Consider the following 25,401-nt stretch of genomic DNA (forward strand, 5'->3'; position numbering starts at 1 on the left):
TTGATTTTAAAAAAATACGACCGTTAAAAATATAAAAAAACAGCTATGAATCAAAAAATTACTATTTTATTCCGAGGACTTCTTTAGCCAAAGCAATCATTTCAGGCGTTCCCGTATTTTTATTTTTTTCATCAGAAAGCTTGACAACACCCTGCCAATGTGTATTATCAGGTTTAGTATCGGTTAACTTTATAACCATATTCATCGACGGAAGTCCAACGTCATTGGTAAAATTGGTTCCGATACCAAAAGACATTTTGATTTTGTCTTTACAGAAGTCTGTTATGACTTTTACCTTCTCATAATTTAATGAATCGGAGAAAACAATGACTTTCGATTTTGGATCAATTCCCATTTTGGTATAATGTGAAATCACTTTTTGAGCAAACTCCACCGAATCGCCACTATCATGTCGAACACCATCAAAAAGTTTGGAATATTTTTTATCAAATTGATTAAAGAAAACTTCGGTTGTATAAGTATCAGTTAAGGCAATTCCGAGATCACCTCCGTAAACTTGTGTCCAATGTTCCAGGCTCATCAAATTTGCCATTTTAAATCCGTATTGTGCGGCATGAAACATAAACCATTCATGCGCATGCGTTCCTAAAGGTCTTTTATTATTGACCATTGCAAAATGCACATTACTTGTTCCGATGAAACTTTGAGAACCAAAAGCAGATAATGTTTCATTAACCAAAACATGCACATCGTAAGAATGACGGCGTCTTGTACCGAATTCTAAAATAGAAACTCCTAATTTATTATAATTATCGATTTTGTTTTTAGTCAGCTCCTTGATAGCTTCATCATTTAAGCGAATTAAATGATTTGATTTATAAAAAAGTTCAGAGATTAAAGCCATCAAAGGAACTTCCCATAAAATAGTGCGGTACCAAAAACCTTCAACTGTAACTTTTATTTCAGAACCTTCCTGAGAAATATGAACTTCTGATGGATCATAACTATATCCTTGCAAAAAATCTAAATAAGTAGGATCGAGATAAGGACAATAGTGTGATAGATAATTTTTTTCGTCTTTTGACAATCGAAGATCAGCCATTGCATCAACTGATTTTCGAAGCAAATCTGCAAAACCGGCTGGAAAAATGTGTTTGCCTCGATTAATGAAACCATAACGCACCTTTGCTTTTGGAAAAAGCCTTATTACGGCATGTTGCATCGTAAATTTATAGAAATCATTATCTAAGATCGATTTCAGAAAAGTTGTTTCCATAAGACAGGTTGCTATTTTATCAAATCCCTAACTGCTAAGATACGGCAATTCGACAAAAGAAGAAAATGATATAAATCAGTAGTAGGAAATAATTGCTACTTTGAAATTACCTTAAAGGAAACGATGCTATTTGTATCCAGAAAAAATGTAATGTAATCTCCAATGGAATTATCAAAAGTAACTTGAAATTCCAAACCACCTTTTCGTTCTTTTCCATTCGTAATTCTAACAGCCTGATTTCTTTTATTTAAATAATAAAACGGTTTAGATTTTGAAATATTTTTAATCTGAAATGTTATTTTATCACCATTATTGACTTCTATAATTCCAGATTCGGGAGCTATGATTTTATTATCTCCCGCAATTGCTTTATTATAAATCAAAGGTCCGTTGAGAAAATCTTCTTTGCTTAATTTACGACCTAAATAAGAGCCTGAATCCGGAAAATGTTTTGCGAAAAAGTAATCTGGTTCTGTATCAAAATACGCTGGTTCAAAATCTTTCACCATTCGTCCTTTGGTGCTGTCATAATAGCCCTGACCCCAGGTAACGTCTACCAAACGCCATTTTCCATCAATCAAAACTGTATTCCAGGCATGATTTGACGTGGTGCTTTTTCTGCCAATGTCAGCTAATCTTGTTTTAGAATCTCCCCGAATAATTTCTGATTTTATTCCGACTAATGCTGCTAAATGTTGATACAAAAGCGTAAAGCCCTCACAAACAGCTTTTTGAGATTTAAATGCTTTTTGAAGCATATTATCATTCAAATCCTGTATTTTTCTTTGCTTTTCTGCTTCATTGCGATAAGAAAAGCTCTGTGTTCGTGGCGGATTTAAAAAAGCATTAAAATCATATTTAATATTAAGAGCCATCCAACTATAAATAGCCCTTGCTTTGTCGTAATCTGAATTAAAATCTTTATCGATTCTCTTTGCTAATTCCTCTGTACTGTCAAAATTTTTTGGGTATTTTAAAACAATATTGTCCACCGCGCTATATTCTTGCGCTATAGAATATTGAAGAAAAAGCATATTTAAAAAAAGGAATAGGAGGATTTTTTTTATTTTCATGAAATTAAAAACATTCTTTAATAAGGTTTCTGAGTTCTTTATCTAACTCAGCATTTGATATTTTATTTTGTTCCAGGTCAAAATTGGCATTGAAAGCTGGTAATGAAAAAGTGGCTTTTATGTCAGCTCCATATCTTGGCAAAGCATTGCGCCCAATTTCTAAAACAGATGCACCTCCTCTTGAGCCAGGCGATGTCGCCATTAATAACATTGGTTTTTGCTGAAAAACTTCTTTGACGATTCGGGAACACCAATCGAATAAATTTTTAAATGCTGCTGAATAGTTATTGTTATTCTCTGCCAGAGAAACTACTAAAATATCTGCGCTCCCCAATTTTGCAAGAAATGCTTTTGCCAGATCGTGTTGACCAACTTCCTTTTCAAGATCAACGCTGAATAAAGGCATCGCAAAATCATTCAAATCTAAAACTTCAACTTCTGCATTTTCAAATAAACTTGCTGCGTAAGTCGCTAAATGTTTATTGATTGACTGCGTACTGTTACTTCCTCCAAAGGCTACTATTTTCATGGTTTCTCTTTTTGTAATGTTTCTTCTATTGGTTCTTTTTTTGGTTCGTCGATTTCATAAATCTCTTTTACTATTTCTACGGAATATTCATTTGGATAAATTTTTCCTCCATATGATTTAGCATAGACTTTAGTAAATTCTGCTCCAAAATACAGAATTATTGCCGAATAATAAACCCAAACCAAAATAATAATTACAGACCCGGCGGCACCGTAAACCGAGGCAACTGTAGAACTTCCTAAATAAAACCCGATTACAAATTTACCAATCATAAAAAGTACAGCGGTAACTGTTGACCCAATTAAGGCATCTTTCCATCTTATTTTTCCGTCAGGCAATGTTCTGAAAATGATGGTAAAAAGAAGCGTAATACTGGATAGCACAATAACCATGTTAACTATATAAAATAAGTAAACGGTACTTTCTGGAAAATATATTTTCAAGCGTTCACTCAAAACATCAAGTGTTGTATTTACAAAAAGACTGACCAGCATTAAAAAACCTACCGACGCAATCATAGAAAATGACATTAATCGGTTTTGTATGAATTTCTTAATGCCTTTATCTGGTTTTGCACGTAATCCCCAAATAAAATTTATTGAGCTTTGTATTTCAGCAAAAACTCCAGATGCTCCAATTAATAACATAATGATTCCGAATACGGTTGCAAAAACATTCTCACCAGATAATTGCACGTTTTTTATAGCTTCCTGAATTTGACTCGCCGCGCCGTTACCTACCAAACCATTAATTTGTCCGTACAATTCTCCTGTTACAGCTTCTTCTCCAAAAAAGAAACCACAAATCGTGATGATAATAATTAATAATGGCGGCAACGCAAATATGGTATAATAGGCCAATGCTGCACTTAGTTTTATCGCATTATCATCGTTAAACTCTAAAAAAGTATTTTTTAATAGAAACCATGTTTTGGCGAATATATTTTTAATTTTCACGATATGCTGATTTTTGGATATTCTTTCAAAATTAAGGAATAGTCAAAAATTTTGAATTGTTGCTTTTTAGACAAAACTTACATTTTTACCATGTTGTTTATATAAGCTATTTTGAAATCTTTATATATTCCTGATTTACTCCTAGATTTTTTATTTTCAATATTTTTTTAAACTCAGTTCTTGTTGGTTTAACCAGATACGACATTGAATCTAATTTTTCTCCGTTAATTGCTGTAATCGAATCTAATTTTTTTAAATCATCAGGTAAATAAATTTCTTTAATTTTGAGCGTTTTTCTATTTAAACTCATAATTTCTGTGTTCCAGAAAATCGAATCTTTTGTACTTAATACCAATTGACCATCTATTCTTTTCAATTTATTATAATAGGACAATCTGAAAAAAGTATCTAAATAGGTTTCTTTAAATTCAATTGAATCGCCTTTGATATGTATTAATGATTTTTCATTTGTACTTTTATTTGTAGCCTCATTGCCAACAATCATAAATTCTTGTTTAATAGAATCGAATTCTGTTTTATGAATTTTATACGTGCCAAAATATTTAAATATCATTCTATCTTCTTTAATTATTAAAAAAGAAGAGTCCTTATTTATATACAAACCTCTATATCTTACTGGAAAATGATCTAATTCTGTATCACTTTCAGGTTGAGGGTTTTCAAAATAAAAAATGAAACAATCTGGACAAGGACGAATTCTTACTTTTTTACACGATAATAAAAACATTATTATTGCTACAATTAAAAATATCTTTTTCATAGCCACTTTTATTGATAATGACAAAAAATTCCTTTATCATAAACCGTCCACAAACTTGCTTTTTGATTGGCGGCTTTTAAAGCAGAATTCGCCCACGTATTGCAAGTATAAAAAAGGCTGTAACTTCCTTTTGCTTCATAAAACGCATCCTTTTTTCCGTAGCTATAACCTTGAATCCATTCGGGATTTGTTGGATTATTGAAGCTTTCTGAAATATACGAAACTAGTTTTTCATAGTTTTCTTTTGAAATCAGAATGCGTTTACAATTTTCGTTTTCAGCAAGTCCTTTATGGAATGAAGTATGCATAGCTGATGAACTAACTCCAAATATTGCTTTTAGCGCAGTGCTGGCTTTTAAGTCTGACCATTCTGGTGTATGCAGATAAAAACCTTTATCGCCCCAGCCAAAAGCTACAAAATTCATCAAACTGTCTTTTGACTGTGTTTGATTGAATTGAATTTGGTTTCGCCAATCTTTTACTTCATTGACAATCGGAACTACAATATCAGTATGAACTCCGTTAGAAAGAATGTAAATCGGAATTCCGTCTTTTTCATCTACTTGTGCAATATCTGAGTTGACTGTAATTTTTGAAATCAGATACATAGCGATTACATATAAAACGAGAAAAGTAATGATTCCGAGGATAGTCCAGCTTAGGAATTTAAAAGTTTTTTTAAGCATTTTGAGTGGTTGTTTTTGGTTGTTAAAACAGTACTTTTTTCTGTAACCAATTTTTGAGCCAAAAAATTTAGAAGTAAAATTTTTCACATCTCATATTTTTCAAATAACATAAAACTTCTATATTCTACTGACTACCCCAGATTGAAACGGAAAGCATTTTTTATGAATTTATATTTTTTGTGGCGATAAAAAAGCGACCGGAGGAAGCTCTTTTTATGCCGGACAAAAAAATAAATTCATAAAAAATCTTGGAGAGTAAAGCTGGAAATAGGTTCTGAAAAATAGCACGCGGATGACACGGATTTGAACGGGTTTACGCGGGTTTCTTTTTGCTTTATTTTTTTGTTTCACGCAGATTTAGCAGATTAAAGCAGGTTTTATTCTCATTTTTGTCATCCTGACGGAGGAAGGATCACACTAGTAGCTCGGCAAAGATTGGCGGATTCTCTGTGTGGAGTTTCGTGTGCGATCCTTCCTCCGTCAGGATGACAAGATTGAGCAAAATAAAAAAACTGCTGAATTCCTTCAGCAGTTTTAGTCTATTCTCTTTATTCTTGATTCTATTCTCTAAAAAAACTATACGTTAAAACGGAAATGCATTACATCACCATCCTTAACAATATATTCTTTTCCTTCAACTTTGAATTTTCCTGCTTCTTTTGCTTTTGCTTCTGATCCGTAGTGAACGTAATCTTCGTATGAAATTACTTCTGCACGGATGAATCCTTTTTCGAAATCAGTGTGGATAACTCCAGCTGCCTGAGGCGCTGTTGCTCCAATGTTGATGGTCCAGGCACGAACTTCTTTTACACCAGCGGTAAAGTAAGTTTGTTGTTTTAATAATTTGTAAGCTGCACGAATTAAAACTGACGCCCCCGGCTCTGTTAATCCCATATCTTCAAGGAAAACCTGACGCTCTTCGTAGCTTTCTAATTCGGTAATATCAGCCTCTGCTCCTACTGAAAGGATGATAACTTCAGCATCTTCATCTTTTACTAATTCACGAACCTGATCTACATATTTGTTTCCGTTTACAGCTGAATTTTCGTCAACATTACAAACATATAATACCGGTTTTGCTGTAATCAACTGAAAAGATTCCATTAAAACTTCTTCGTCATTCCCTTGAGGTATAACAGTACGAGCTGATTTAGCCTGCAATAATGACTCTCTGATTCTGTCTAAAAGTGCTTTTTCAGTTTGTGCTTCTTTATTTCCGGTTTTAGCGGCACGATTTACTTTCTCTAAACGTTTTTCAACGGTTTCTAAATCTTTTAACTGCAATTCGATATCAATGGTTTCTTTGTCACGAATTGGGTTTACATTTCCGTCAACGTGAACGATATTATCATTGTCAAAACAACGTAAAACGTGAATAATAGCGTTACACTCTCTAATGTTTCCTAAAAACTGGTTTCCAAGACCTTCACCTTTACTTGCACCTTTTACCAAACCTGCGATATCTACGATATCAACTGTTGCCATTTGTACGCGCTCTGGTTTAACCAATTCTTCTAATTTGTTAATTCTTGGATCCGGAACGTTTACAACACCAATATTAGGTTCGATTGTACAAAACGGAAAGTTCGCACTTTGCGCTTTTGCATTAGATAAACAATTAAATAATGTTGATTTTCCAACATTTGGTAATCCTACAATTCCTGCTTTCATCTTGTTGTTTCTATTTATTTTTATTTTGCCCTGAAGCTCTCAGGTTACAGCAAAACTACTCTTCATTAAATTATAAAAGAGTCACTTTTACTGACTTATATTTTACGTCTTGATTTTTGTTTCTGCCAAAATGATATTTTTTGGCTTTAAAATTTTGCAAATATAAGATTTAATACCTCGTAAGTGAAGTAAAAATGCTGATTAATATAATTTAAAGTATTTTCTGAAAATTTTTTAAACTTTTTATTAAGTTTTTGTTAAAAAATACTAATTTTATCAACTAACAAACAAAACAATAAACCAAAATTAACCAAACCATGAAAAAGATTGTATTATTATTATTTCTACTAAACACGGCATTTCTTTTTGCTCAAAAAGAAGTTAAAGGTACCGTCAAAGATAAGACAGGCACAGCTTTGCCTGGCGTTAATGTTGTCGAAAAAGGGACAAACAATGGTGTTTCAACTGATTATGAAGGAGGATTTACAATTAAAGTTAAAGAAGGTGCTACACTGATTTTTAGTTATGTAGGGTATTCTACAATTGAAAAATCCGCAGCAGATAGTAATTTAGCCATTACCTTAGATGAAAGTGGAGGTCAAATTTTAAATGATGTTGTCGTTGTTGGTTCCAGAAATACGAAAAGAACCGTAGTAAATTCTGCAGTTCCTATTGATGTCATTAACGTAAAAGATGTTACAACACAAAGTGGAAAATTAGAAATTAACGAACTGCTGCAATATGTTGCGCCATCGTTTAATGCCAATAAACAATCTGGTTCTGACGGAGCTGACCATGTTGATCCGGCTTCTTTGAGAGGTATGGGACCTGATCAGACATTGGTTTTGATTAACGGAAAAAGAAGACACCAATCGTCTCTAATTAATTTATTTGGAACCCGTGGACGTGGAAATACAGGAACAGATCTAAATGCAATTCCAGCGGCCTCTATTAAAAGAATTGAGATTTTAAGAGATGGTGCCGCGGCACAATATGGGTCTGATGCGATTGCCGGAGTTATTAATATTGTCACTAATGATAATGTAAATGAATTAACCGGTTCTGTAACTTATGGTGTTTTTAATACCAATGCAAAAGGCGACTTTTTACCCGGAACTCCCAATACAAAAGGATTTAGACTGGATAAGGATGGTTACGGAAACTCGTACGGAAAAGATCAGGATTTTGACGGAGGGTCTGTAAAAGTGGCTGCCAATTATGGTACATCAATTGGATCTAAAGGTGGTTTTGTAAATATTACCGGTGAGTTTTTAAACAAAAATAAAACTTTAAGACCTAGTTATGATTTTAGAAAAGGTTTTGGTGATGCCGAAATTCAGGGTGTAAATTTATTTGCGAATCTTGCCATTCCGATTTCTGACAAAACTGAATTTTATGCTTTCGGTGGTAGTAATTTTAGAAATACTGATGCTTATGCTTTTACAAGAAATGATGGCGAAAGAGTTGTAGAAGCTATTTATCCTGGAGGATATACACCAAGAATTACATCAAAAATAAATGACAATTCGATCGCAGCCGGAATTAGAACAGAAACTTCCGGAGGATGGAAATTGGATTTCAGTAATACGTTAGGACAAAATAAATTTCAATATGATATTAAAGGAACTTTAAATGCTTCGCTTGAAGAAAATTCTCCAACAGAATTTGATGCAGGAGGGCATAGTTTGCTTCAAAACACTACCAATTTTGATGTTTCTAAAAACTACGCTGACATAATGAGCGGTTTCAATATTGCTTTCGGAACAGAATTTAGAGTAGAGCAATTCAAAATTTTTGCTGGTGAAGAAGGTTCGTACACGACTTATGACACTAATGGGCAGCCCATTACAGATCCAACAACTCAAAGCGCTCCTATAGATCCTATTTCTGGAGAACCAAGACCAGGAAGTTCTCAGGGTTTTCCTGGATATAGTCCTGCAAACGAAGTAAATGAAAGTCGTACCAACTTCTCTTTATATACTGACGCCGAGTTAGATGTTACGGAAGGTTTTATGGTAAGTGGAGCAGTTCGTTTTGAGAACTACAGTGATTTTGGAAGTACCTTAAACGGGAAATTAGCCTCAAGACTTAAACTTAGCGATCATATTAACATGAGAGGATCTATCAGTACAGGTTTCCGTGCTCCTTCATTGGCTCAGGTTTATTATAACTTACGTTTCACCAATTTTAATGCAAGCGGCGCAACAGAAGTCCTTTTAGCGCCAAACGACAGCCCTGTAACAAGAGCTTTTGGAATTGAAAAATTAAACGAAGAGAAAGCAATAAATGGTTCGTTAGGGTTTACAGGAACTTTTGGAGATTTTACCGCAACAGTTGATGGATACTATATTAAAGTAAAAGACCGTATCGTTCTTACCGGGTATTTTGATGCAAGCAGTTTAAATCTTGGTGTTTCTGAAGCGCAATTTTTTGCTAATGGTGTTGATACCAGTACACACGGTTTGGATTTAGTTTTGTCATGGAAAAAAACATATGATTTCGGAAATATTGGAGCAACTTTAGTGGGTAACATTAACGATATGAAAATCGATGAAGTAAAAAATGGAGATTTAGATGCGGATACTTTCTTTGGAAAACGTGAAAAAGCCTTTTTATTGGCATCTGCGCCAGACAGCAAATTTGGATTGAATCTTACTTACTCGAAAAATAAATTTGATGGAGGTTTGGCTTTCACTCGTTTCAGTAAAGTAGTTTTGGTTGATTATGCTGATGAAGATGATGTTTATAACCCAAGATTGGTTACTGATCTAACTTTAGGGTACAGAATTAATAAAAATCTAAAATTAAGCATTGGCAGCAATAACTTATTCAATGTATATCCAACCAAACAGGACGAGCAAGGTAATACAGAAGCCGGAGGTTACTGGGATGCCGTTCAAATGGGTTTCAGCGGAGCTTATTACTACGCAAGACTTGGATTTAATTTCTAAGAAAAGTTTAAACACATAGAAACGTAGATTTTCTCTTTTATCGAATTAGTATAGTAAGAACTTATTTCGCATAGTTCTAATTTCAAGATTAAAAGTGAAACGCTTTCTCTGGATTGCAAATCTATACTTCTATGTGTTCTAAAAAATACAAAATCCTGAGTGTAAAGCTCAGGATTTTTTTATTCTTTGTCTTAAAAATTACAACTTAAATTCTAATCCATTTATAATTCCTTTTTCTTCGTCAGTAGCTGTAAATCCCGATAGATCCCAGTACTTGGTCAAAACCTTGTTCTTTTTATTGAAAAGGGTTTTCTCCTTAAAAACATCACTTTCTTTATAAGTAAAGTTTTGTCTGTTAAAATTGGTTGTGATAAAATTATTGCGAACCTGAATATTTTTTTTGACCTGATCTTTTAAAATCAAATCATAAGCAATTTCTTCATTTGAACTTAGTAAATAATAGTCCTCACCATCAATTCTGTATGTTACCTTAACTTGTGATCTGGTAACATTCTTTGAACCCACTTTCGTTTGTTCTTCAATTTGAGCGAGATTTCCAGGTTTTATAATAATACTAAATTCTACAATTAACTTTTTTGTCGGATCGTAAATAATTTCAAAAGTATCAAGCGCTTTTTTAGATTTATCCAATGGAGTTACAGACATTATATAATAATCCTTATTATTTGGATGTCCTGTTGTAGTAAACTCATATTCTTTCTTCGTTTTCGAATCTAAAAGAGGATCAAAATATTTTAAATTTGAATAATTCTCCATAATATTATTCAAATTATATCCCATTAAATCGGCAGAAACATCAGTTTCCAGCAATCCGTAAGATCTATTTTGCTCTACTAATAATGTTGTAGTTGAATTCTTTTGATTTCCTTCAAATTGAAAATTAACCAATCCGTCATTATAATAAGAGTATTTATTATCTAACATGAAAAACTCTCGTACATAGACTTTTAATCTATAAGCATTAGCCAATTTTTGTCGTGAATTAGAAACAATTTTTTGAAGATTTTTTTCCGGCTTTTCTTTTGAGACAACAATTTCTTCTAATTTATTATTGTTATTTTTGAGATAAACTACAAATAGATCTGGTTTTAGAGGTCCCCAACGAAGCGTTACTGTTTCGTAGTTGGTTTCAGAAACCTGAAGACTAGATGCACCGTTCAATTCAAAAGTTACCTTTCCGTCCCGATTACTTATTAATGTTTGTTTCGTTTTCATAATAAGCACAGTTGCATTTTCTATAGGCAATTGTGTTTCAATATCTTTTACGACAATAGAATACTCCACTTTTTGAGCAAAAATGGCAGTGTTAACTAAAATAACAAATAAAAGTATCAGTCCTCTCATAGGCAATTATTAAAATATTGTTATCAAATTAACAAAATAAATCATTATGTACCAGCAAAATACAGCGTAAAAATAATAAAAAACTTATATTTGATAAATAAAAAAATCCTGAGCGTTATACTCAGGATTTTTTTGATATTGAAATTTTAATTATTACCCGTGCAAAAACGCTTGTCTATTTAACAAGGTCTCTTCGTCTTCTACGTGGTGATCATCTGGAACACAACAATCTACAGGACAGACAGCCGCACATTGAGGCTCATCATGGAAACCTTTACATTCGGTACATTTCCCAGGAACGATGTAATATACTTCATCAGAAATTGGAGTTTGAGCATCATCTGCATCCACTTCAGTTCCGTCTGGTAAAATTACTTTTCCTGAAAGACTGGTTCCATCTTTGTATCTCCAATCATCAGCGCCTTCATAAATTGCTGTATTTGGGCACTCTGGTTCACAAGCCCCACAATTGATGCATTCGTCAGTTATAATTATTGCCATTTTTTTCTTAGTTACGAGTTAAAAGTTACAAGTTCAGAAATAATAATACGAAGATTTTATTCTGCTTTGTCTTATAACTTAATATAGCTTATTTTTGTGCAAAATTACAATCAAAACTATTCATAAACAAACATTATGACATTAGAAACAAAAAAAAGTGTTTTTGTTGAATTAGGAAAATTTTTAAAACAATTTTCCGAAAACGATACAATTAGAAAATCGGATGTTCTGCACAACGATTTATTTTTTGATGATTTCGAAAAGCTGATCTATTTATCACAATCTCATAATGGATGGTATACGCCTGAACAAGTGTATTTTGCAATACATTCCTGGGCAGATGCGTTGACGGAAGAAAATCTCGATAAATGGCTTTCAAACTACCAGACTGAGTTTTCTCAAAACAATGAAAACCAAAAAAATGTCGCTTTAATTTTAGCCGGAAATATTCCATTAGTTGGTTTTCATGATTTTTTATCCGTTTTAATTACCGGAAATAAAGCTTTAATAAAAACATCATCAAACGACCAACATTTATTGCCGTTTTTAGCTAAATATTTAATTGCTGTTGATGAAAGTTTAAAAGATAAAATCACTTTCGTGGAAGGCAAACTGGAAAATTTTGATGCCGTTATTGCCACCGGAAGTAACAATACAGCCCGTTATTTCGAATATTATTTTAAAGACAAACCTTCGATCATTCGTAAAAACAGAAATTCAGCTGCTGTTTTAAACGGGAAAGAAAGTAAGGAAGAATTAGAAGCTTTAGGCGAAGATATTTTCCGTTATTTCGGATTAGGATGCCGCAATGTTTCTAAGGTTTTTGTTCCGAAAGGGTATTCTTTTGATGTTTTTTTCGAGGGGATTTTCAAATATCAGGATGTTATTCATTATGAAAAATACGCTAACAATTACGACTATAACAAAGCTGTATTTTTAATGAGCAATTTTAAATTATTGGATAATGGCTTCCTGACTATAAAAGAAGATCCGAGCTATGCCTCGCCGATTTCGAGTGTTTTTTATGAATTTTATGAAAACATCGAAGATTTACAGGCTCGCATTACAGCTGATTCTGAACAAATTCAATGCATCGTTAGCAACGACTTAATCGAAAATAGCATTCCATTCGGGCAAACTCAAAATCCTCAATTGTGGGATTATGCAGATAACGTAGATACTATAACGTTTTTGTTAACAACAAAGTAAAAATATGTTTAATTATTTCGAATAATTTATCGCTTTTTCAGCTCCTATTGCCGAAATTTGCATCTTTAAAATTTTCGACTATTAATAACAACCATGAAAAAACACAACTACAGCGCAGGTCCAAGTATTTTACCTCAGGAAGTTTTTGAGAAGGCATCAAAAGCAATTTTAAATTTTAATGATTCAGGATTATCGATCCTTGAAATTTCGCACCGAAGTAAAGATTTCGTTGCTGTTATGGATGAAGCTCGCTCCCTTGCTTTAGAGTTATTAGGACTTCAGGGAAAAGGATATCAAGCCTTATTTTTACAAGGTGGTGCAAGTACTGCATTCTTGATGGCTCCTTACAACCTGATGAAAGAAAACGGAAAAGCTGCTTATTTAGATTCAGGAACATGGGCAACTGCAGCAATAAAAGAAGCTAAATATTTTGGAGAAACTGTTGTTGTAGCTTCTTCAAAAGAAGAAAATTACAACCATATTCCAAAAGGATATTCTATACCAAGTGATGCTGATTATTTTCACTGTACAAGTAACAATACCATTTTTGGAACTCAAATGAAAGAATTCCCGGCAACCAACGTTCCTGTTGTTTGCGATATGAGTTCTGATATTTTTTCCCGCGAATTGGATTTCTCAAAATTTGATTTAATATATGCCGGAGCCCAAAAAAATATGGGTCCTGCAGGAACTACTTTGGTAGTGGTTAAAGAAGAAATTTTAGAGAAAAGCGGAAGAACGATTCCAAGTATGTTAGATTACGCTAAACATATTAAAGCAGAAAGTATGTACAATACTCCTCCTGTTTTTGCTGTTTATGTTTCGTTATTGACTTTACAATGGATCAAAGAAAAAGGTGGAATTGCTGCTGTTGAAAAATTAAACAACGCAAAAGCTGATTTATTATATACTGAAATCGACAGAAACCCATTATTCAAAGGTGCTGCAGCTCTTGAAGATCGTTCTAAAATGAACGTTACTTTCTTATTAAACAATGCTGATCATACTGCAACTTTTGATGCTTTATGGAAAGAAGCCGGAATTTCAGGATTGCCAGGACACCGTTCTGTAGGTGGTTACAGAGCTTCTATTTACAACGCTATGCCTATTGAAAGTGTTCAGGTTTTAGTTGATGTAATGAAAGCACTAGAGTCTAAAGTTTAGTTTTCAGTCGCAGTTTTCAATATACCGAAAACGTGAATTGAATACTGAACCCCTAGCCCCGATAGAAGTGGAAATCCTTTTGTGACGGTCCCGAGGCTTCGGGAGGCGCAAAAGATTGTAACGGATAGCGGGATTAGCTCCAAAAAAAGAAAAAGAAAAATTAATATTGAGGATGAGATTGCTTCGTTCCTCGCAAAGACATAAACTAAAATGAAAGTATTAGCCAATGATGGAATTTCAAAAAGTGGAATTCTAGCTTTAGAAAAAGGTGGATTTGAAGTTATAACTACAAAAGTAGCTCAGGAACAAGTAGCTAATTTTGTGAATGAAAACAATGTAGACGTAGTTTTAGTGCGTAGTGCAACTAAAATTCGTAAAGATATTATTGACGCTTGCCCTGGTCTTAAAATTATTGGACGTGGTGGTGTTGGTATGGATAATATCGATGTTGATTATGCTAAAAGCAAAGGAATTCACGTAATTAACACACCTGCTTCATCATCAGAATCTGTTGCTGAATTAGTGTTTGGACACTTGTTTTCTGGTGTTCGTTTTTTACACGATTCTAACAGAAATATGCCTCTTGAAGGTGATTCAAACTTTGATGGTTTGAAAAAAGCGTACGCAAACGGAACTGAATTAAGAGGAAAAACTCTTGGTATCGTTGGTATCGGTCGTATTGGACAAGCAACTGCAAAAATGGCGCTTGGTTTAGGTATGAAAGTTATCGCTGCAGATAGTTTTATTCCACAAGTTGATGTAAAAGTTGAGTTTTTTGACGGACAGTCTATCACTACAACTATCGTTTCTCAATCATTAGAGTCTTTATTTAAAGAAGCTGACTTCATTACATTGCACGTTCCTGCTCAAGATGGTTACATCATTGGAGAAAAAGAATTTGAGATCATGAAAGATGGTGTTGGAATCGTAAACTGTGCTCGTGGTGGTGTTATTGATGAAGTAGCTTTAGTAAAAGCTTTAGATTCCGGAAAAGTTGCTTTTGCAGGTTTAGACGTTTTTGAAAGCGAACCAAAACCAGAAATGGCCATTTTAATGCATACTAAAATCTCTTTGACTCCACATATTGGAGCTGCAACAGGAGAAGCACAAGATAGAATTGGTACTGAATTAGCATCACAAATTATTTCTTTGTTGAGCTAATCAACTACAAATAAAACATTTAGAAGGGATTTATTAACATCGTTTAATAAATCCCTTTCTTTTTTTGATTAAATTTGAGTTATAAATCTAATCTAAATTCTTTAAATCATGTTTGAACAATTAACACAATTAGTACAACAATACGGAGGCGATGCTGTTGTAAACAACACTGCTGTCCCAAATGAGCATAATGAAGCTGTAATTGGTGAAACTAGTAATTCTATATTTGCCGGATTGCAAAAAATTGCTTCAGAAGGCGGCGCAGAACAATTGGCGGGTTTATTTAACGGAACATCTCCCATAGACAGTTCTAATCCCGTTGTTCAGCAATTAACACAACAATTGAGTGGGAGTCTTGGTGAAAAATTTGGATTAAGCAGCGCCGATTCTTCCGGTGTGGCTTCAAGTATGATTCCGCAAGTATTGAATTCTTTAGTAAACAAAGCAAAAGACCCAAATGACAGCAGTTTTAATATTTCAGATATTATAAGCTCAATTTCCGGAAACAGCGGACAAACTTCCAATATAATGGATACGATCTCTAAATACGGAACTCAATTTGGCTTAGACCAAAACGCTGATGGAAAATTAGATGTCGCTGATGTTCTGGTAGTCACTAAATCTAAAGGCGGAATCGCTGGATTTATTGGAAAAATATTTGGAAGTAAATAAGAAAAAAGGTTCTGAGATACTAAGGTTCTGAGTTTTCTCAACTTTATAAAATAAAAAGGCTGTTTGTAACAGCTTTTTTTATGTCTTTTTAAAAAATCTTAGAACCTTAGTATCTCAGTACCTTAGTATCTTTTTCAAAATTAATTCGTAAATTTAAGGTTCAAAAAAAGGGTCATGAAAAAGATAATCTACATACTTATCGTACTTTTTACCATCATTGCGTGTTCTACGGCTTCAAAAAATACTGCAGCTGCTACGGCTTCGACTAAACAACATCCTGAAGTAAATGATACTGTCCGAATTGCGAATGATTCTTTGGAGTATGAAGTAATTATCATTGATAATGGTTTTAGTTACTGGCTGGCGTCAATGGCGCAGCCTCGAAACTATTATTCGCTGTCTTATCTTGAAAACAAAAATTATCAATACGTAACAGAATGGAATAGTCGCGTATTGCAACCACAACGTTATAATCCAAATTTATACGAAATGTCAATTGATTACCGACCTGACATTCATTACGGTTACGAAGTAAATTACTTGATATACAATTACATGATTTATTTTCAAAATACATACAAACAAAAGCTTGGCGGGTATGTTCCAATACGATAATGTTGCTATATTTGTAATCGTTTTAAATAAAGCATGGATAAACTAAAGAAACGTTGGGGCATCACCTCAAATGTACAAGCCATAATTATATTTATCGTTTTTGCTATCACAGGATCGGCATCTGCGTGGCTGTCTAAACCCTTTTGCGTTTGGCTGGGCATCACCAAAGAAGATTTTGGTGGTTGGTTTACTTTAATCCGTTTGTTGATTATCTTTCCTATTTATCAGGTTTTACTAGTTGCCATTGGAACCGTTTTTGGCCAGTTTCGTTTTTTTTGGAACTTCGAAAAGAAAATGCTCAAAAATATGGGATTAGGGTTTCTTTTCAGGAACTAAATTTCAGTATTTCTTTTTTGAAAATAATAGGTATAAATCCACGTAAGTGTAAACGAGGGAATAACGTCTGTAAACGGAATAATCTCTTCTACAAAAGTCAAAATACTGGCAACCTTCCCTACTCTTCCTTTATACATTCTGGTCATGACAAAAGCCGCGACTGGTGCCCAAATCACATCTGAAAATTCACCAATTAACGGAATGCTGAAAGAAATCATACCAATTCCATCCAATAGCAAACCCAAAAGGAGTTTTCTCATTCTGTCTTCCTCCTTAATTACTTGTAAATCTTGCATATTATTTTACTTAGAAATTATTCGAAATTTATAAAGAATTCACTAAAATAAATTTATTTTTTACTATAAAATTATTGTTTAATTCCCATATCAATAAATGTACCTATTTTGATTTTAGATTTAGAATCTCTTGGAATTTGGAATTTATCCCGAAACTTCGGGATTGGAATTTGATTCTAATCAGAATCTTTGTTTCTTTGTAGAAACAGTTTCTAAAATGATACACGCAAAAAATATACATAAATACTATGATCAGCTTGAGGTTTTAAAAGGAGTTGATCTGCATATTAAAAAAGGTGAAATTGTTTCTATCGTTGGCGCTTCCGGTGCGGGAAAAACGACTTTATTACAAATCTTAGGAACTTTAGATAAACCTTCAAAATCAGAAACCGAAACTTCATTAACTATAAATGGAGAAAACATTTTGGGATTGAATGACAAAACATTATCAAAATTCAGAAATTTAAATTTAGGTTTCATTTTTCAGTTTCATCAACTTTTACCAGAATTTACAGCCTTAGAAAATGTGTGTATTCCGGCTTATATTGCGGGTAAAAAACCAGCTGAAACTGAGGCGGAAGCTAAAAAATTACTCACTTTTTTAGGATTATCACACCGTATCAATCATAAACCAAACGAACTTTCGGGCGGTGAACAACAACGTGTTGCCGTAGCGAGGGCTTTAATCAACAAACCCGATGTTATTTTTGCCGATGAGCCTTCGGGAAATTTAGATACACATTCTGCCGAAAACTTACATCAGTTATTCTTTCAACTTCGTGATGAATTCGGACAAACATTTGTCATCGTAACACATAATGAAGAATTGGCTAATATGGCTGATAGAAAACTAATAATGGTCGACGGGCAGATTAGTAATTAGGACTAATCCCGCTATCCGTTTCAAACGAAATTCACTGAACTCCGAAATAAAATAAAAATTAAGTGAAGTAATCTTTTGTGTCCGCCGCTGTGGATACAAAAGGATTTCCACTTCTATCGGGGCTAAAGCACTCGAATAACAAGAACTTTCATTTCAATGAATCAAAAAGAACTCAAAGAATTTCTCGACGAAAAAGTCATTCAATACAATAATCAGGATTTTATTGAGAGCGATCCCGTGCAGATTCCACATTTGTTTACTCAAAAAGAAGATATTGAAATTGCCGGCTTTTTGAGTGCGACAATTGCCTGGGGAAATCGTAAAATGATTATCAAAAATTCACATCAAATGATGGAATTAATGGGCAATACACCTTACGATTTTGTCATGTCACATTCTGATGAAGATTTACAGCGATTGGAAAACTTTGTACATCGTACTTTCAATGGAAAAGATTTTGGTGGATTCATAAAAGGATTACAGCATATTTATAAGAATCACAATGGCTTAGAGGCTGTATTTGCTAAAAATCAGGAAGAAAATAGCCTGCAGAAAAGCATTCACGAATTCAAAAAGCTATTTTTCGAAATTGATCATATGCCACGGACTCAAAAACACATTTCAGATCCGCTAAATAACTCGGCCGCAAAAAGAATTAACATGTATTTGCGCTGGATGGTTCGTCAGGATACAAAAGGTGTCGATCTGGGAATCTGGAAGACTATTTCTCCAGCTTCTTTATCTTGTCCTCTTGATGTTCATTCGGGAAATGTAGCCCGAAAATTAGGTATTCTTTCCCGAAAACAAAATGACGGAAAAGCTTTAGCGGAATTAGATTTCAAACTTCGTGAAATGGATTCGCAAGATCCTGTTAAATATGATTTTGCGCTTTTTGGGCTTGGGGTATTTGAAGGGTTTTAACATAAATACAAGAAGTTATTCGGGTTATTGCGCTCTCTTCACTTGGTGAGGAAGAAAATACAGTTGAAGAAGCATTTCAATTGGGCGTCGATGATTTTATTGCTAAACCATTTAATCCAAACGAACTTTTATTGCGAATTAAACGATTTTTATAGCAATTTAAAGTCTATTTTTGAGAAATACGGATACCCTAAACTGTCCTAATTTCTAAGAAACTTCAATTTTTCAGCTATTTATAGCTATCTTTGCACAAAATTTAATGCAAATGAGCACTTTCGAAAAATTCAATCTTCCAAAATCAGTACAAAAAGCAATCGACGAATTAGGATTTGTTACGCCTACTCCTATTCAGGAAAAATCTTTTTCAGTGATTATGTCTGGTCGGGATATGATGGGAATTGCACAAACCGGAACCGGTAAAACATTTGCTTACTTATTGCCCCTTTTAAAATTATACAAATTTACACCAACCAATACACCGAAAATCGTAATTCTGGTTCCAACCCGTGAATTAGTAGTTCAGGTTGTAGAAGAAGTCGAGAAATTAACCAAATACATGTCGGTTAGTACGCTTGGTATTTTTGGTGGAGTAAACATCAATACACAAAAAAAAGCCGTTTACGAAGGAGTTGATATTTTGGTAGGAACGCCTGGTAGAACAATGGATTTAGCTCTTGATGCTGTAATTCGTTTTGATGAAACTCAAAAATTGGTTATTGATGAGTTTGATGAAATGCTGAACCTTGGTTTCCGTACACAATTGACAGCGCTTTTGGCCATGATGAAAACCAAACGTCAAAATATTTTATTCTCAGCAACAATGACCGATGAAGTTGATGCTGTTTTGAATGACTTTTTTGATTTTCCGGAAGAAGTAACACTTGCCGCTTCAGGGACTCCGCTTGAAAACATTACTCAAATCACCTATAATGTTCCGAATTTCAATACAAAAGTAAATCTGCTAAAACATTTATTAGAAACAAACGAAAGCATGGAACGTGTTTTGGTTTTTGTGAATAATAAAAAGATTTCAGATATGCTTCACACGCGTATTGAAGAAGATTTTGAAGGACAGTTTGGTGTAATTCACTCTAATAAATCTCAAAATTATCGTTTGAGTACGATGGCAGAATTCCAGGAAGGAAATCTTCGTGGATTGATTACTACCGATATTATGGCCAGAGGTTTGGATATTTCGAACATCTCTCATGTAATTAACTTTGAACTTCCTGAATTTCCTGAATTATACATGCACAGAATTGGTCGTACAGGTCGTGCAGATGCAACAGGAACAGCAATCAGTTTCATCACACCTCGTGAAGAAGAATTTAAAGTTGAAGTTGAGGTTTTAATGAATCAGGAACTTGAAATAGCTGAATTTCCGGAAGAAGTGGAAATTTCATCTAAATTAATCGAGCCTGAAAAAGACAAACAGCCTATTAAGTTTTTAATGAAAAAACAAACACTAAAAGGCGATGGTGCTTTTCATGAAAAAGACAAAAAGAATAAAAAGGTTAACCTTGGTGGACCTTCTAAAACTAAAAAGAAGACTCACGGATCTGTCAATCGAAATATGTTGAAAACGAGAGATAAGAAGAGAAAAGATAAGGATAAGTAAGATCTTAAAAAAGGTACAAAGGCTCAAAGGTACAGAGGTTCAAAGTTTTTTAAACTTAATATTCTCTACCTTTGAGCCTTTGTTGCTTTGAACCTTTGTTCCTTATAAACTATATCTTCGTAAACACAAGTCCAACCGGCGAACACAATTCGATTTTTTTACCGGTATCAGTAAGTTTTCCTGTTGTTTTATCTCTTTTAAAAATCACAATATTGTTAGTGTATTGATGTCCTACCAAAAGATAATTTCCTGTTGGATCAATTGCAAAATCTCTTGGGCCTTTCCCTAATGTGCTTTGCTGTTCTACTAATTCAATAGCTCCATTTTTAAGAATTTTATATACTGAAATATTGTTCGCGTCTACTCTGTCTGTTACGTATAAAAATTTTCCGTCAGATGAAATTTTAATTGCTGCTGCGCCTGTCCCGCCTTTAAAATCTTTTGCGAGAATACTGGTTTCAGCAATCTTTTTTAAGCTTCCGTTTTTATCATAGCTAAAAGTTGTCAGCGTTGCATCTAATTCCTGGATTAGATAAACAAATTTACCATCTTTACTAAACGTCAAATGTCTTGGTCCGCTTCCTGGTTTTACATCAACACTTCCTTTTAATGTCAGCATTTCATTTTTAGAATTCGGATTGTATTTATAAATAAACACCTTATCTAAACCTAAATCATTAGACAAAATAAACTTTTTATCCGGAGAAAAAACAACCATATGAACATGTGCTTTTTCCTGACGTCCCGCATTAGGCCCTTTTCCTTCATGCTGAACTACTTGTTGTACTGTAGAAATACTTCCATCAGCATTCTTTTTATAAACTACAATATTACCACCAGAATAATTGGCTACAATTACATTTTTACTATCATTTATTAAATGACAAGGATCAGCACCTAAAGCATCATTTTTATTTAAAAAGTTAACTTTTCCTAATTTTGCATTATATCCAAAAGCACTTACTGTACTCTGAGTTCCGTTTTCGTTTACTGCATATATAAATTTATTATCTGCCGAAACCGATAAATAACTAGGGCTTACAATACCTTCTGAAGAATTTTTAAACTTAAATTCACCTGAAGAAGCATCGAATTCATAAATATAAATTCCGTTGCTTTGGCAAGTATTCGTGTAAGTCCCTATCAATAAATTAAATTTATTCTGGGCCTGAGTGGTAAAAGCTAACGCCGAAAAAAGAAGCATATATAATCCTTTCATGTTTTTTTGTGGTTTTTTGAATATGCTAAAATACTCAATAATATGGTTAGAAATTATATTTTTTGTTACAAATGAATTATCTAAAGTTACATTATTCCAATTCAGTTTAATCTTTCAAACCATATAAGTAATATTAAGTTCAGTTTAATTTTTGGCTTGCTTATAATCTCTTATATTACTTATATGGTTTAACTAAAAATTTGTATTTTTGACCAGCATCTACAAAACGTAGTGAAGTAAATCGAAGCCAGAATGCATTTTAAACACCCCGAAATTCTATACTTTCTGTTTTTATTGATTGTTCCAATTTTGGTGCATTTATTTCAATTACGACGTTTTAAAACTTCTTATTTTACGAACGTCAAATTCTTAAAAGAACTTGCTGTTCAGACGCGTAAAAGTTCTAAAATCAAGAAAAGATTATTACTCGCAACCCGATTGTTATTATTGACCTGCGTTATCGTAGCTTTTGCGCAGCCTTTTTTTGAAGCTAAAGACAGTAAAAATGCATCAAACGAAATGTATATCATTTTAGACAATTCGTTTAGTATGCAGGCCAAGGGTAAAAAAGGTGAATTATTGAAACGTGCCGTTCAGGAATTATTGGAAAATACGCCAGAAACCGCTCAGTTTTCGTTATTAACCAACACTGAGAATTACTGGAATACGGATATAAAATCTTCTAAAAGTGCTTTACAGAATTTAAAATACAGTGCAACGCCTTTTGAACTTTCGGCAATAATGGCAAAAATAAAAGCGCATAAATCGGCACATAAAAAAGATATTATTATCATTACTGATGCTGTTGGCTTAGCTGAAAAGGATATAAAAAACATCTATTCTGAAGAGAAACCTTATTTCATTATTCCGGAAGCTGAACAAAAAAACAATGTTGCTATTGACAGCGTTTTTATCAATCAGACATTAGGAAATTTTTATGAAATCGGAATAAATTTATCGGCTTATGGCAATGATTTTAAACCTATTTCGATGGCATTATACAATCAAAATAAACTCATTGCCAAAACAATTATTAATTTTGATAAGAAGAAAAAGGAAATCAATTTTACAATTCCAAAAGAGGCATTTCACGGTTATGTAACTATCGAAGATAATGGCCTGACTTACGACAACAAATTGTATTTCAGCATTTCAAAAGCGAAAAAAACAAACGTTATCAGCATTGGAGAACCTGAAAAGAGTAATTTCTTATCCAGAATTTATACTTCAGCCGAATTCAATTACCATAATTATTCCATCAGCAGTTTAGATTACAACAGTCTTGAAGAACAAAACACCATTATTCTGAATGAATTAGTTGAAGTTCCACAAGCTTTGCAAACCACTTTAAAAGCATTTGTTTCTAAAGGCGGAAATTTGGTTATCATTCCTTCTGAAAAGACTTCTGTTTCAAATATCAATTCTTTTCTTGGGAATTTTGGAAAAGTTCAGTTTAGAAACCTTGAAACTAAAAGCAGGTTAATTACCAAAATCAACTTTGATCATCCTTTATTTTCAGGAGTTTTCGAGAATAAAATCACTAATTTTCAATATCCAAAAACAAACAGTTCTTTTGATATTTCAAGTCCTTATCCGGCAGTTTTATCTTATGAAGATCAAAGTGTATTTGTAACGGCGATTCAAAATCCGGTTTCTGGAATCACTGTTTTTTCAGCGCCAATAAATTCGGAAAATTCAAACTTTCAGCAATCACCGTTGATCGTTCCTCTTTTTTATAAAATGGGACAAAACAATCAAAAAACAGGTGTAAACGCTTTGACAATTGGCAATAATCAGCCTTATTTTGTAGATGTTTTATTGACAAAAGATGCCATTTTGGAAGTAAAAGGAAATGAAGATTCGTTCATTCCGATCCAGCAAATTTTGAATAACAAAGTAAAATTAACGTTCAATGATTTTCCGGAAACGGCTGGAAATTATACTGTTTTTGATAAAAAAGAATCGATTGAAAACCTGAGTTTCAATTACAAACGAAGCGAAAGCGATTTGAGTCAGGTCAATACAAATGTGGTTTCTGATTTTAAAACTGCCGATACCATTTCGACCATTTTTAATACCTTACAAACTGAGCGAACTGACAGCCAAATTTGGAAATGGTTTGTTATCTTTGCACTGTTATTTTTAGCATTAGAAATGGCGATTATCAAATTCGTTAAATAATTTTTTTTTAGCATTAAGATATTAAGTTAATAAAGGAAAAACTTAAAAATTTTTATGATTCAAGAAGATTAAGCCTTAATGTTTGAAACATAATTTTATTAAAGTAAATATCTACATATGAAAATAATCATCAGAAGCGCCAAAATTATCGATTCAAAAAGTCCGTTTCATAACCAGACCGTTGATCTTTTAATTGCAGATGGTTTAATTGAAAAAATAGGAACTTCAATTCTTGATATTGATGATACAACCGAAGTAAAATTTGATAATCTACATCTTTCTCAGGGTTGGTTTGATAGCAGTGTTTCTTTTGGAGAACCAGGTTACGAAGACAGAGAAACAATTGCAAACGGATTGAATGTTGCTGCAAAAAGTGGTTTTACAGGCGTGGCTTTACAACCTAACTCCTTCCCTGTTATCGACAATCAATCGCAGGTCAATTTTGTAAAAAACAAAGCAAATGGTTTTGCGACAGAACTTTTTCCAATCGGTGCTTTAACCAAAGCCAGTGAAGGAAAAGACATGGCCGAATTATTTGACATGAAAAAAGCAGGCGCAATCGCTTTTGGAGATTATAATAAAAGTCTTGACAACGCCAATCTTTTAAAAATTGCTTTACAGTATGTTCAGGATTTTGACGGTTTGGTAATTGCATATTCGCAAGATGCCAACATCAAAGGAAACGGAGTTGCCAATGAAGGAATTGTTTCGACAAAATTAGGCTTAAAAGGAATTCCGAATTTAGCTGAAGAACTACAAGTTGCCCGAAACTTATTTTTATTAGAATATACCGGAGGAAAACTTCATATTCCGACAATTTCTACTGCAAAATCAGTTGAATTAATTAAAGAAGCTAAAGCAAAAGGATTACAGGTAACCTGTAGTGTTTCGGTACATCATTTAGTTTTAACCGATGAAAAACTAGAAGGTTTTGACACCCGATATAAAGTAACACCACCATTGCGAACTGAAGCCGACAGAACTGCTCTTGTAAACGCAGTTTTAGACGGGACAATTGACCTGATTACTTCAGATCATAATCCGATTGACATTGAATTCAAGAAAATGGAATTTGATACCGCCAAAAATGGAACAATTGGGCTAGAAAGTGCTTTTGGAGCTTTGTTAACCGTTTTGCCTTTAGAAATTATAATCGAAAAATTAACATTCGGAAAAGCAGTTTTCGGAATTGAAAACAACACGATTACAGAAGGTTCTAAAGCCAACTTTACTTTCTTTACTCCTGAAGGAAAATCAACTTTCACAAAAGAAAACATTCTTTCGAAATCTAAAAATTCTGCTTTTTTAGGAACTGAAATCAAAGGTTCTGTTTACGGAATTTTAAATCAAAACAAACTTGTTATTACAAAATAATT

At 33.4% G+C, this 25,401-nt stretch carries 24 protein-coding genes; 13 read left to right on the forward strand and 11 right to left on the reverse strand.

Translation table 11 applies throughout. The features are described from left to right. Positions 1-61: 61 nt before the first annotated feature. From pncB to ychF, 7 genes are all read right to left on the reverse strand, one after another. Positions 62-1,237 (reverse strand): nicotinate phosphoribosyltransferase, encoded by a 1,176-nt coding sequence (gene pncB / locus ASC72_RS02120; RefSeq protein WP_056185977.1) that lies wholly within the window; start codon positions 1,235-1,237, stop codon positions 62-64. Positions 1,238-1,332: 95 nt separating this feature from the next. Next, positions 1,333-2,271, reverse strand: coding sequence for a transglutaminase domain-containing protein (locus ASC72_RS02125; RefSeq protein WP_241775596.1), 939 nt, complete (start codon positions 2,269-2,271; stop codon positions 1,333-1,335). Positions 2,272-2,314: 43 nt separating this feature from the next. After that, a complete protein-coding gene (locus ASC72_RS02130) occupies positions 2,315-2,839 on the reverse strand; it encodes an NADPH-dependent FMN reductase (protein WP_056185983.1) in 525 nt (174 codons plus the stop codon). After that, positions 2,836-3,795 carry a YihY/virulence factor BrkB family protein gene (locus tag ASC72_RS02135; protein WP_056185986.1) on the reverse strand — a complete coding sequence of 320 codons (960 nt, stop codon included), beginning with the start codon at positions 3,793-3,795 and terminating at the stop codon, positions 2,836-2,838. The genes ASC72_RS02130 and ASC72_RS02135 overlap by 4 nt, the downstream gene beginning before the upstream one ends. A gap of 106 nt (positions 3,796-3,901) precedes the next feature. After that, positions 3,902-4,576 carry a hypothetical protein gene (locus ASC72_RS02140; RefSeq protein WP_131725770.1) on the reverse strand — a complete coding sequence of 225 codons (675 nt, stop codon included), beginning with the start codon at positions 4,574-4,576 and terminating at the stop codon, positions 3,902-3,904. 8 nt (positions 4,577-4,584) lie between these two features. Continuing rightward, on the reverse strand, positions 4,585-5,262 hold the full coding sequence (locus tag ASC72_RS02145) for a TIGR02117 family protein (protein WP_056186861.1): 678 nt from the start codon (positions 5,260-5,262) through the stop codon (positions 4,585-4,587). A gap of 576 nt (positions 5,263-5,838) precedes the next feature. Beyond that, positions 5,839-6,933 carry a redox-regulated ATPase YchF gene (ychF, locus tag ASC72_RS02150; RefSeq protein ID WP_056185994.1) on the reverse strand — a complete coding sequence of 365 codons (1,095 nt, stop codon included), beginning with the start codon at positions 6,931-6,933 and terminating at the stop codon, positions 5,839-5,841. A gap of 317 nt (positions 6,934-7,250) precedes the next feature. Between ychF and ASC72_RS02155 the strand changes: the two genes are divergently transcribed. Continuing rightward, positions 7,251-9,884 carry a TonB-dependent receptor gene (locus ASC72_RS02155; protein ID WP_056185997.1) on the forward strand — a complete coding sequence of 878 codons (2,634 nt, stop codon included), beginning with the start codon at positions 7,251-7,253 and terminating at the stop codon, positions 9,882-9,884. 198 nt (positions 9,885-10,082) lie between these two features. Here the strand turns inward: ASC72_RS02155 and ASC72_RS02160 are convergent, their stop codons facing one another. Then, positions 10,083-11,249, reverse strand: a complete 1,167-nt coding sequence (locus ASC72_RS02160; protein WP_056185999.1) for a hypothetical protein — start codon at positions 11,247-11,249, stop codon at positions 10,083-10,085. 153 nt (positions 11,250-11,402) lie between these two features. Further along, positions 11,403-11,750 (reverse strand): 4Fe-4S dicluster domain-containing protein, encoded by a 348-nt coding sequence (locus ASC72_RS02165; RefSeq protein WP_056186004.1) that lies wholly within the window; start codon positions 11,748-11,750, stop codon positions 11,403-11,405. Between the two features lie 135 nt (positions 11,751-11,885). On the opposite strand from ASC72_RS02165, the gene ASC72_RS02170 reads away from it, so the two are divergent. From ASC72_RS02170 to ASC72_RS02195, 6 genes are all read left to right on the forward strand, one after another. Next, entirely contained in the window at positions 11,886-12,959 is a 1,074-nt protein-coding gene (locus tag ASC72_RS02170; RefSeq protein ID WP_056186007.1) for an acyl-CoA reductase, read from the forward strand. 93 nt (positions 12,960-13,052) lie between these two features. Next, on the forward strand, positions 13,053-14,123 hold the full coding sequence (gene serC, locus ASC72_RS02175; protein WP_056186011.1) for a 3-phosphoserine/phosphohydroxythreonine transaminase: 1,071 nt from the start codon (positions 13,053-13,055) through the stop codon (positions 14,121-14,123). Positions 14,124-14,333: 210 nt separating this feature from the next. Beyond that, a complete protein-coding gene (locus ASC72_RS02180) occupies positions 14,334-15,284 on the forward strand; it encodes a D-2-hydroxyacid dehydrogenase (RefSeq protein WP_056186014.1) in 951 nt (316 codons plus the stop codon). Between the two features lie 108 nt (positions 15,285-15,392). After that, on the forward strand, positions 15,393-15,956 hold the full coding sequence (locus ASC72_RS02185) for a DUF937 domain-containing protein (protein ID WP_056186017.1): 564 nt from the start codon (positions 15,393-15,395) through the stop codon (positions 15,954-15,956). A 174-nt stretch (positions 15,957-16,130) separates the two neighbouring features. Continuing rightward, a complete protein-coding gene (locus ASC72_RS02190) occupies positions 16,131-16,571 on the forward strand; it encodes a DUF6146 family protein (RefSeq protein ID WP_056186020.1) in 441 nt (146 codons plus the stop codon). A 33-nt stretch (positions 16,572-16,604) separates the two neighbouring features. Further along, on the forward strand, positions 16,605-16,907 hold the full coding sequence (locus ASC72_RS02195; RefSeq protein WP_056186023.1) for a DUF6787 family protein: 303 nt from the start codon (positions 16,605-16,607) through the stop codon (positions 16,905-16,907). On the opposite strand, the gene ASC72_RS02200 is transcribed toward ASC72_RS02195, so the two are convergent. After that, the gene (locus tag ASC72_RS02200; protein ID WP_056186025.1) at positions 16,904-17,203 is read right to left on the reverse strand and encodes a hypothetical protein; all 300 of its coding nucleotides are present in this window, start codon (positions 17,201-17,203) and stop codon (positions 16,904-16,906) included. The genes ASC72_RS02195 and ASC72_RS02200 overlap by 4 nt on opposite strands. Before the next feature lie 217 nt (positions 17,204-17,420). On the opposite strand from ASC72_RS02200, the gene ASC72_RS02205 reads away from it, so the two are divergent. From ASC72_RS02205 to ASC72_RS02215, 4 genes are all read left to right on the forward strand, one after another. Then, a complete protein-coding gene (locus ASC72_RS02205; protein ID WP_056186863.1) occupies positions 17,421-18,086 on the forward strand; it encodes an ABC transporter ATP-binding protein in 666 nt (221 codons plus the stop codon). Positions 18,087-18,242: 156 nt separating this feature from the next. Then, positions 18,243-19,007, forward strand: a complete 765-nt coding sequence (locus ASC72_RS02210; RefSeq protein ID WP_056186027.1) for a TIGR02757 family protein — start codon at positions 18,243-18,245, stop codon at positions 19,005-19,007. Between the two features lie 26 nt (positions 19,008-19,033). Next, positions 19,034-19,162: a hypothetical protein gene (locus ASC72_RS23530; RefSeq protein ID WP_241775609.1), complete on the forward strand. Its 129-nt coding sequence runs from the start codon at positions 19,034-19,036 to the stop codon at positions 19,160-19,162. Positions 19,163-19,272: 110 nt separating this feature from the next. Further along, positions 19,273-20,625, forward strand: a complete 1,353-nt coding sequence (locus ASC72_RS02215; protein WP_056186868.1) for a DEAD/DEAH box helicase — start codon at positions 19,273-19,275, stop codon at positions 20,623-20,625. A 109-nt stretch (positions 20,626-20,734) separates the two neighbouring features. On the opposite strand, the gene ASC72_RS02220 is transcribed toward ASC72_RS02215, so the two are convergent. Continuing rightward, complete coding sequence (locus tag ASC72_RS02220; RefSeq protein WP_056186031.1) at positions 20,735-21,844, reverse strand: lactonase family protein; 1,110 nt, start codon at positions 21,842-21,844, stop codon at positions 20,735-20,737. Between the two features lie 252 nt (positions 21,845-22,096). Between ASC72_RS02220 and ASC72_RS02225 the strand changes: the two genes are divergently transcribed. Together ASC72_RS02225 and ASC72_RS02230 are read left to right on the forward strand one after the other, a co-directional pair. Further along, a complete protein-coding gene (locus ASC72_RS02225) occupies positions 22,097-24,025 on the forward strand; it encodes a BatA and WFA domain-containing protein (protein WP_056186034.1) in 1,929 nt (642 codons plus the stop codon). 117 nt (positions 24,026-24,142) lie between these two features. Then, positions 24,143-25,399 carry a dihydroorotase family protein gene (locus tag ASC72_RS02230; RefSeq protein ID WP_056186037.1) on the forward strand — a complete coding sequence of 419 codons (1,257 nt, stop codon included), beginning with the start codon at positions 24,143-24,145 and terminating at the stop codon, positions 25,397-25,399. Positions 25,400-25,401 lie beyond the last annotated feature (2 nt).

The organism is Flavobacterium sp. Root420 (genome assembly GCF_001427905.1).
In the GTDB taxonomy this organism is placed as follows: Bacteria; Bacteroidota; Bacteroidia; order Flavobacteriales; family Flavobacteriaceae; genus Flavobacterium.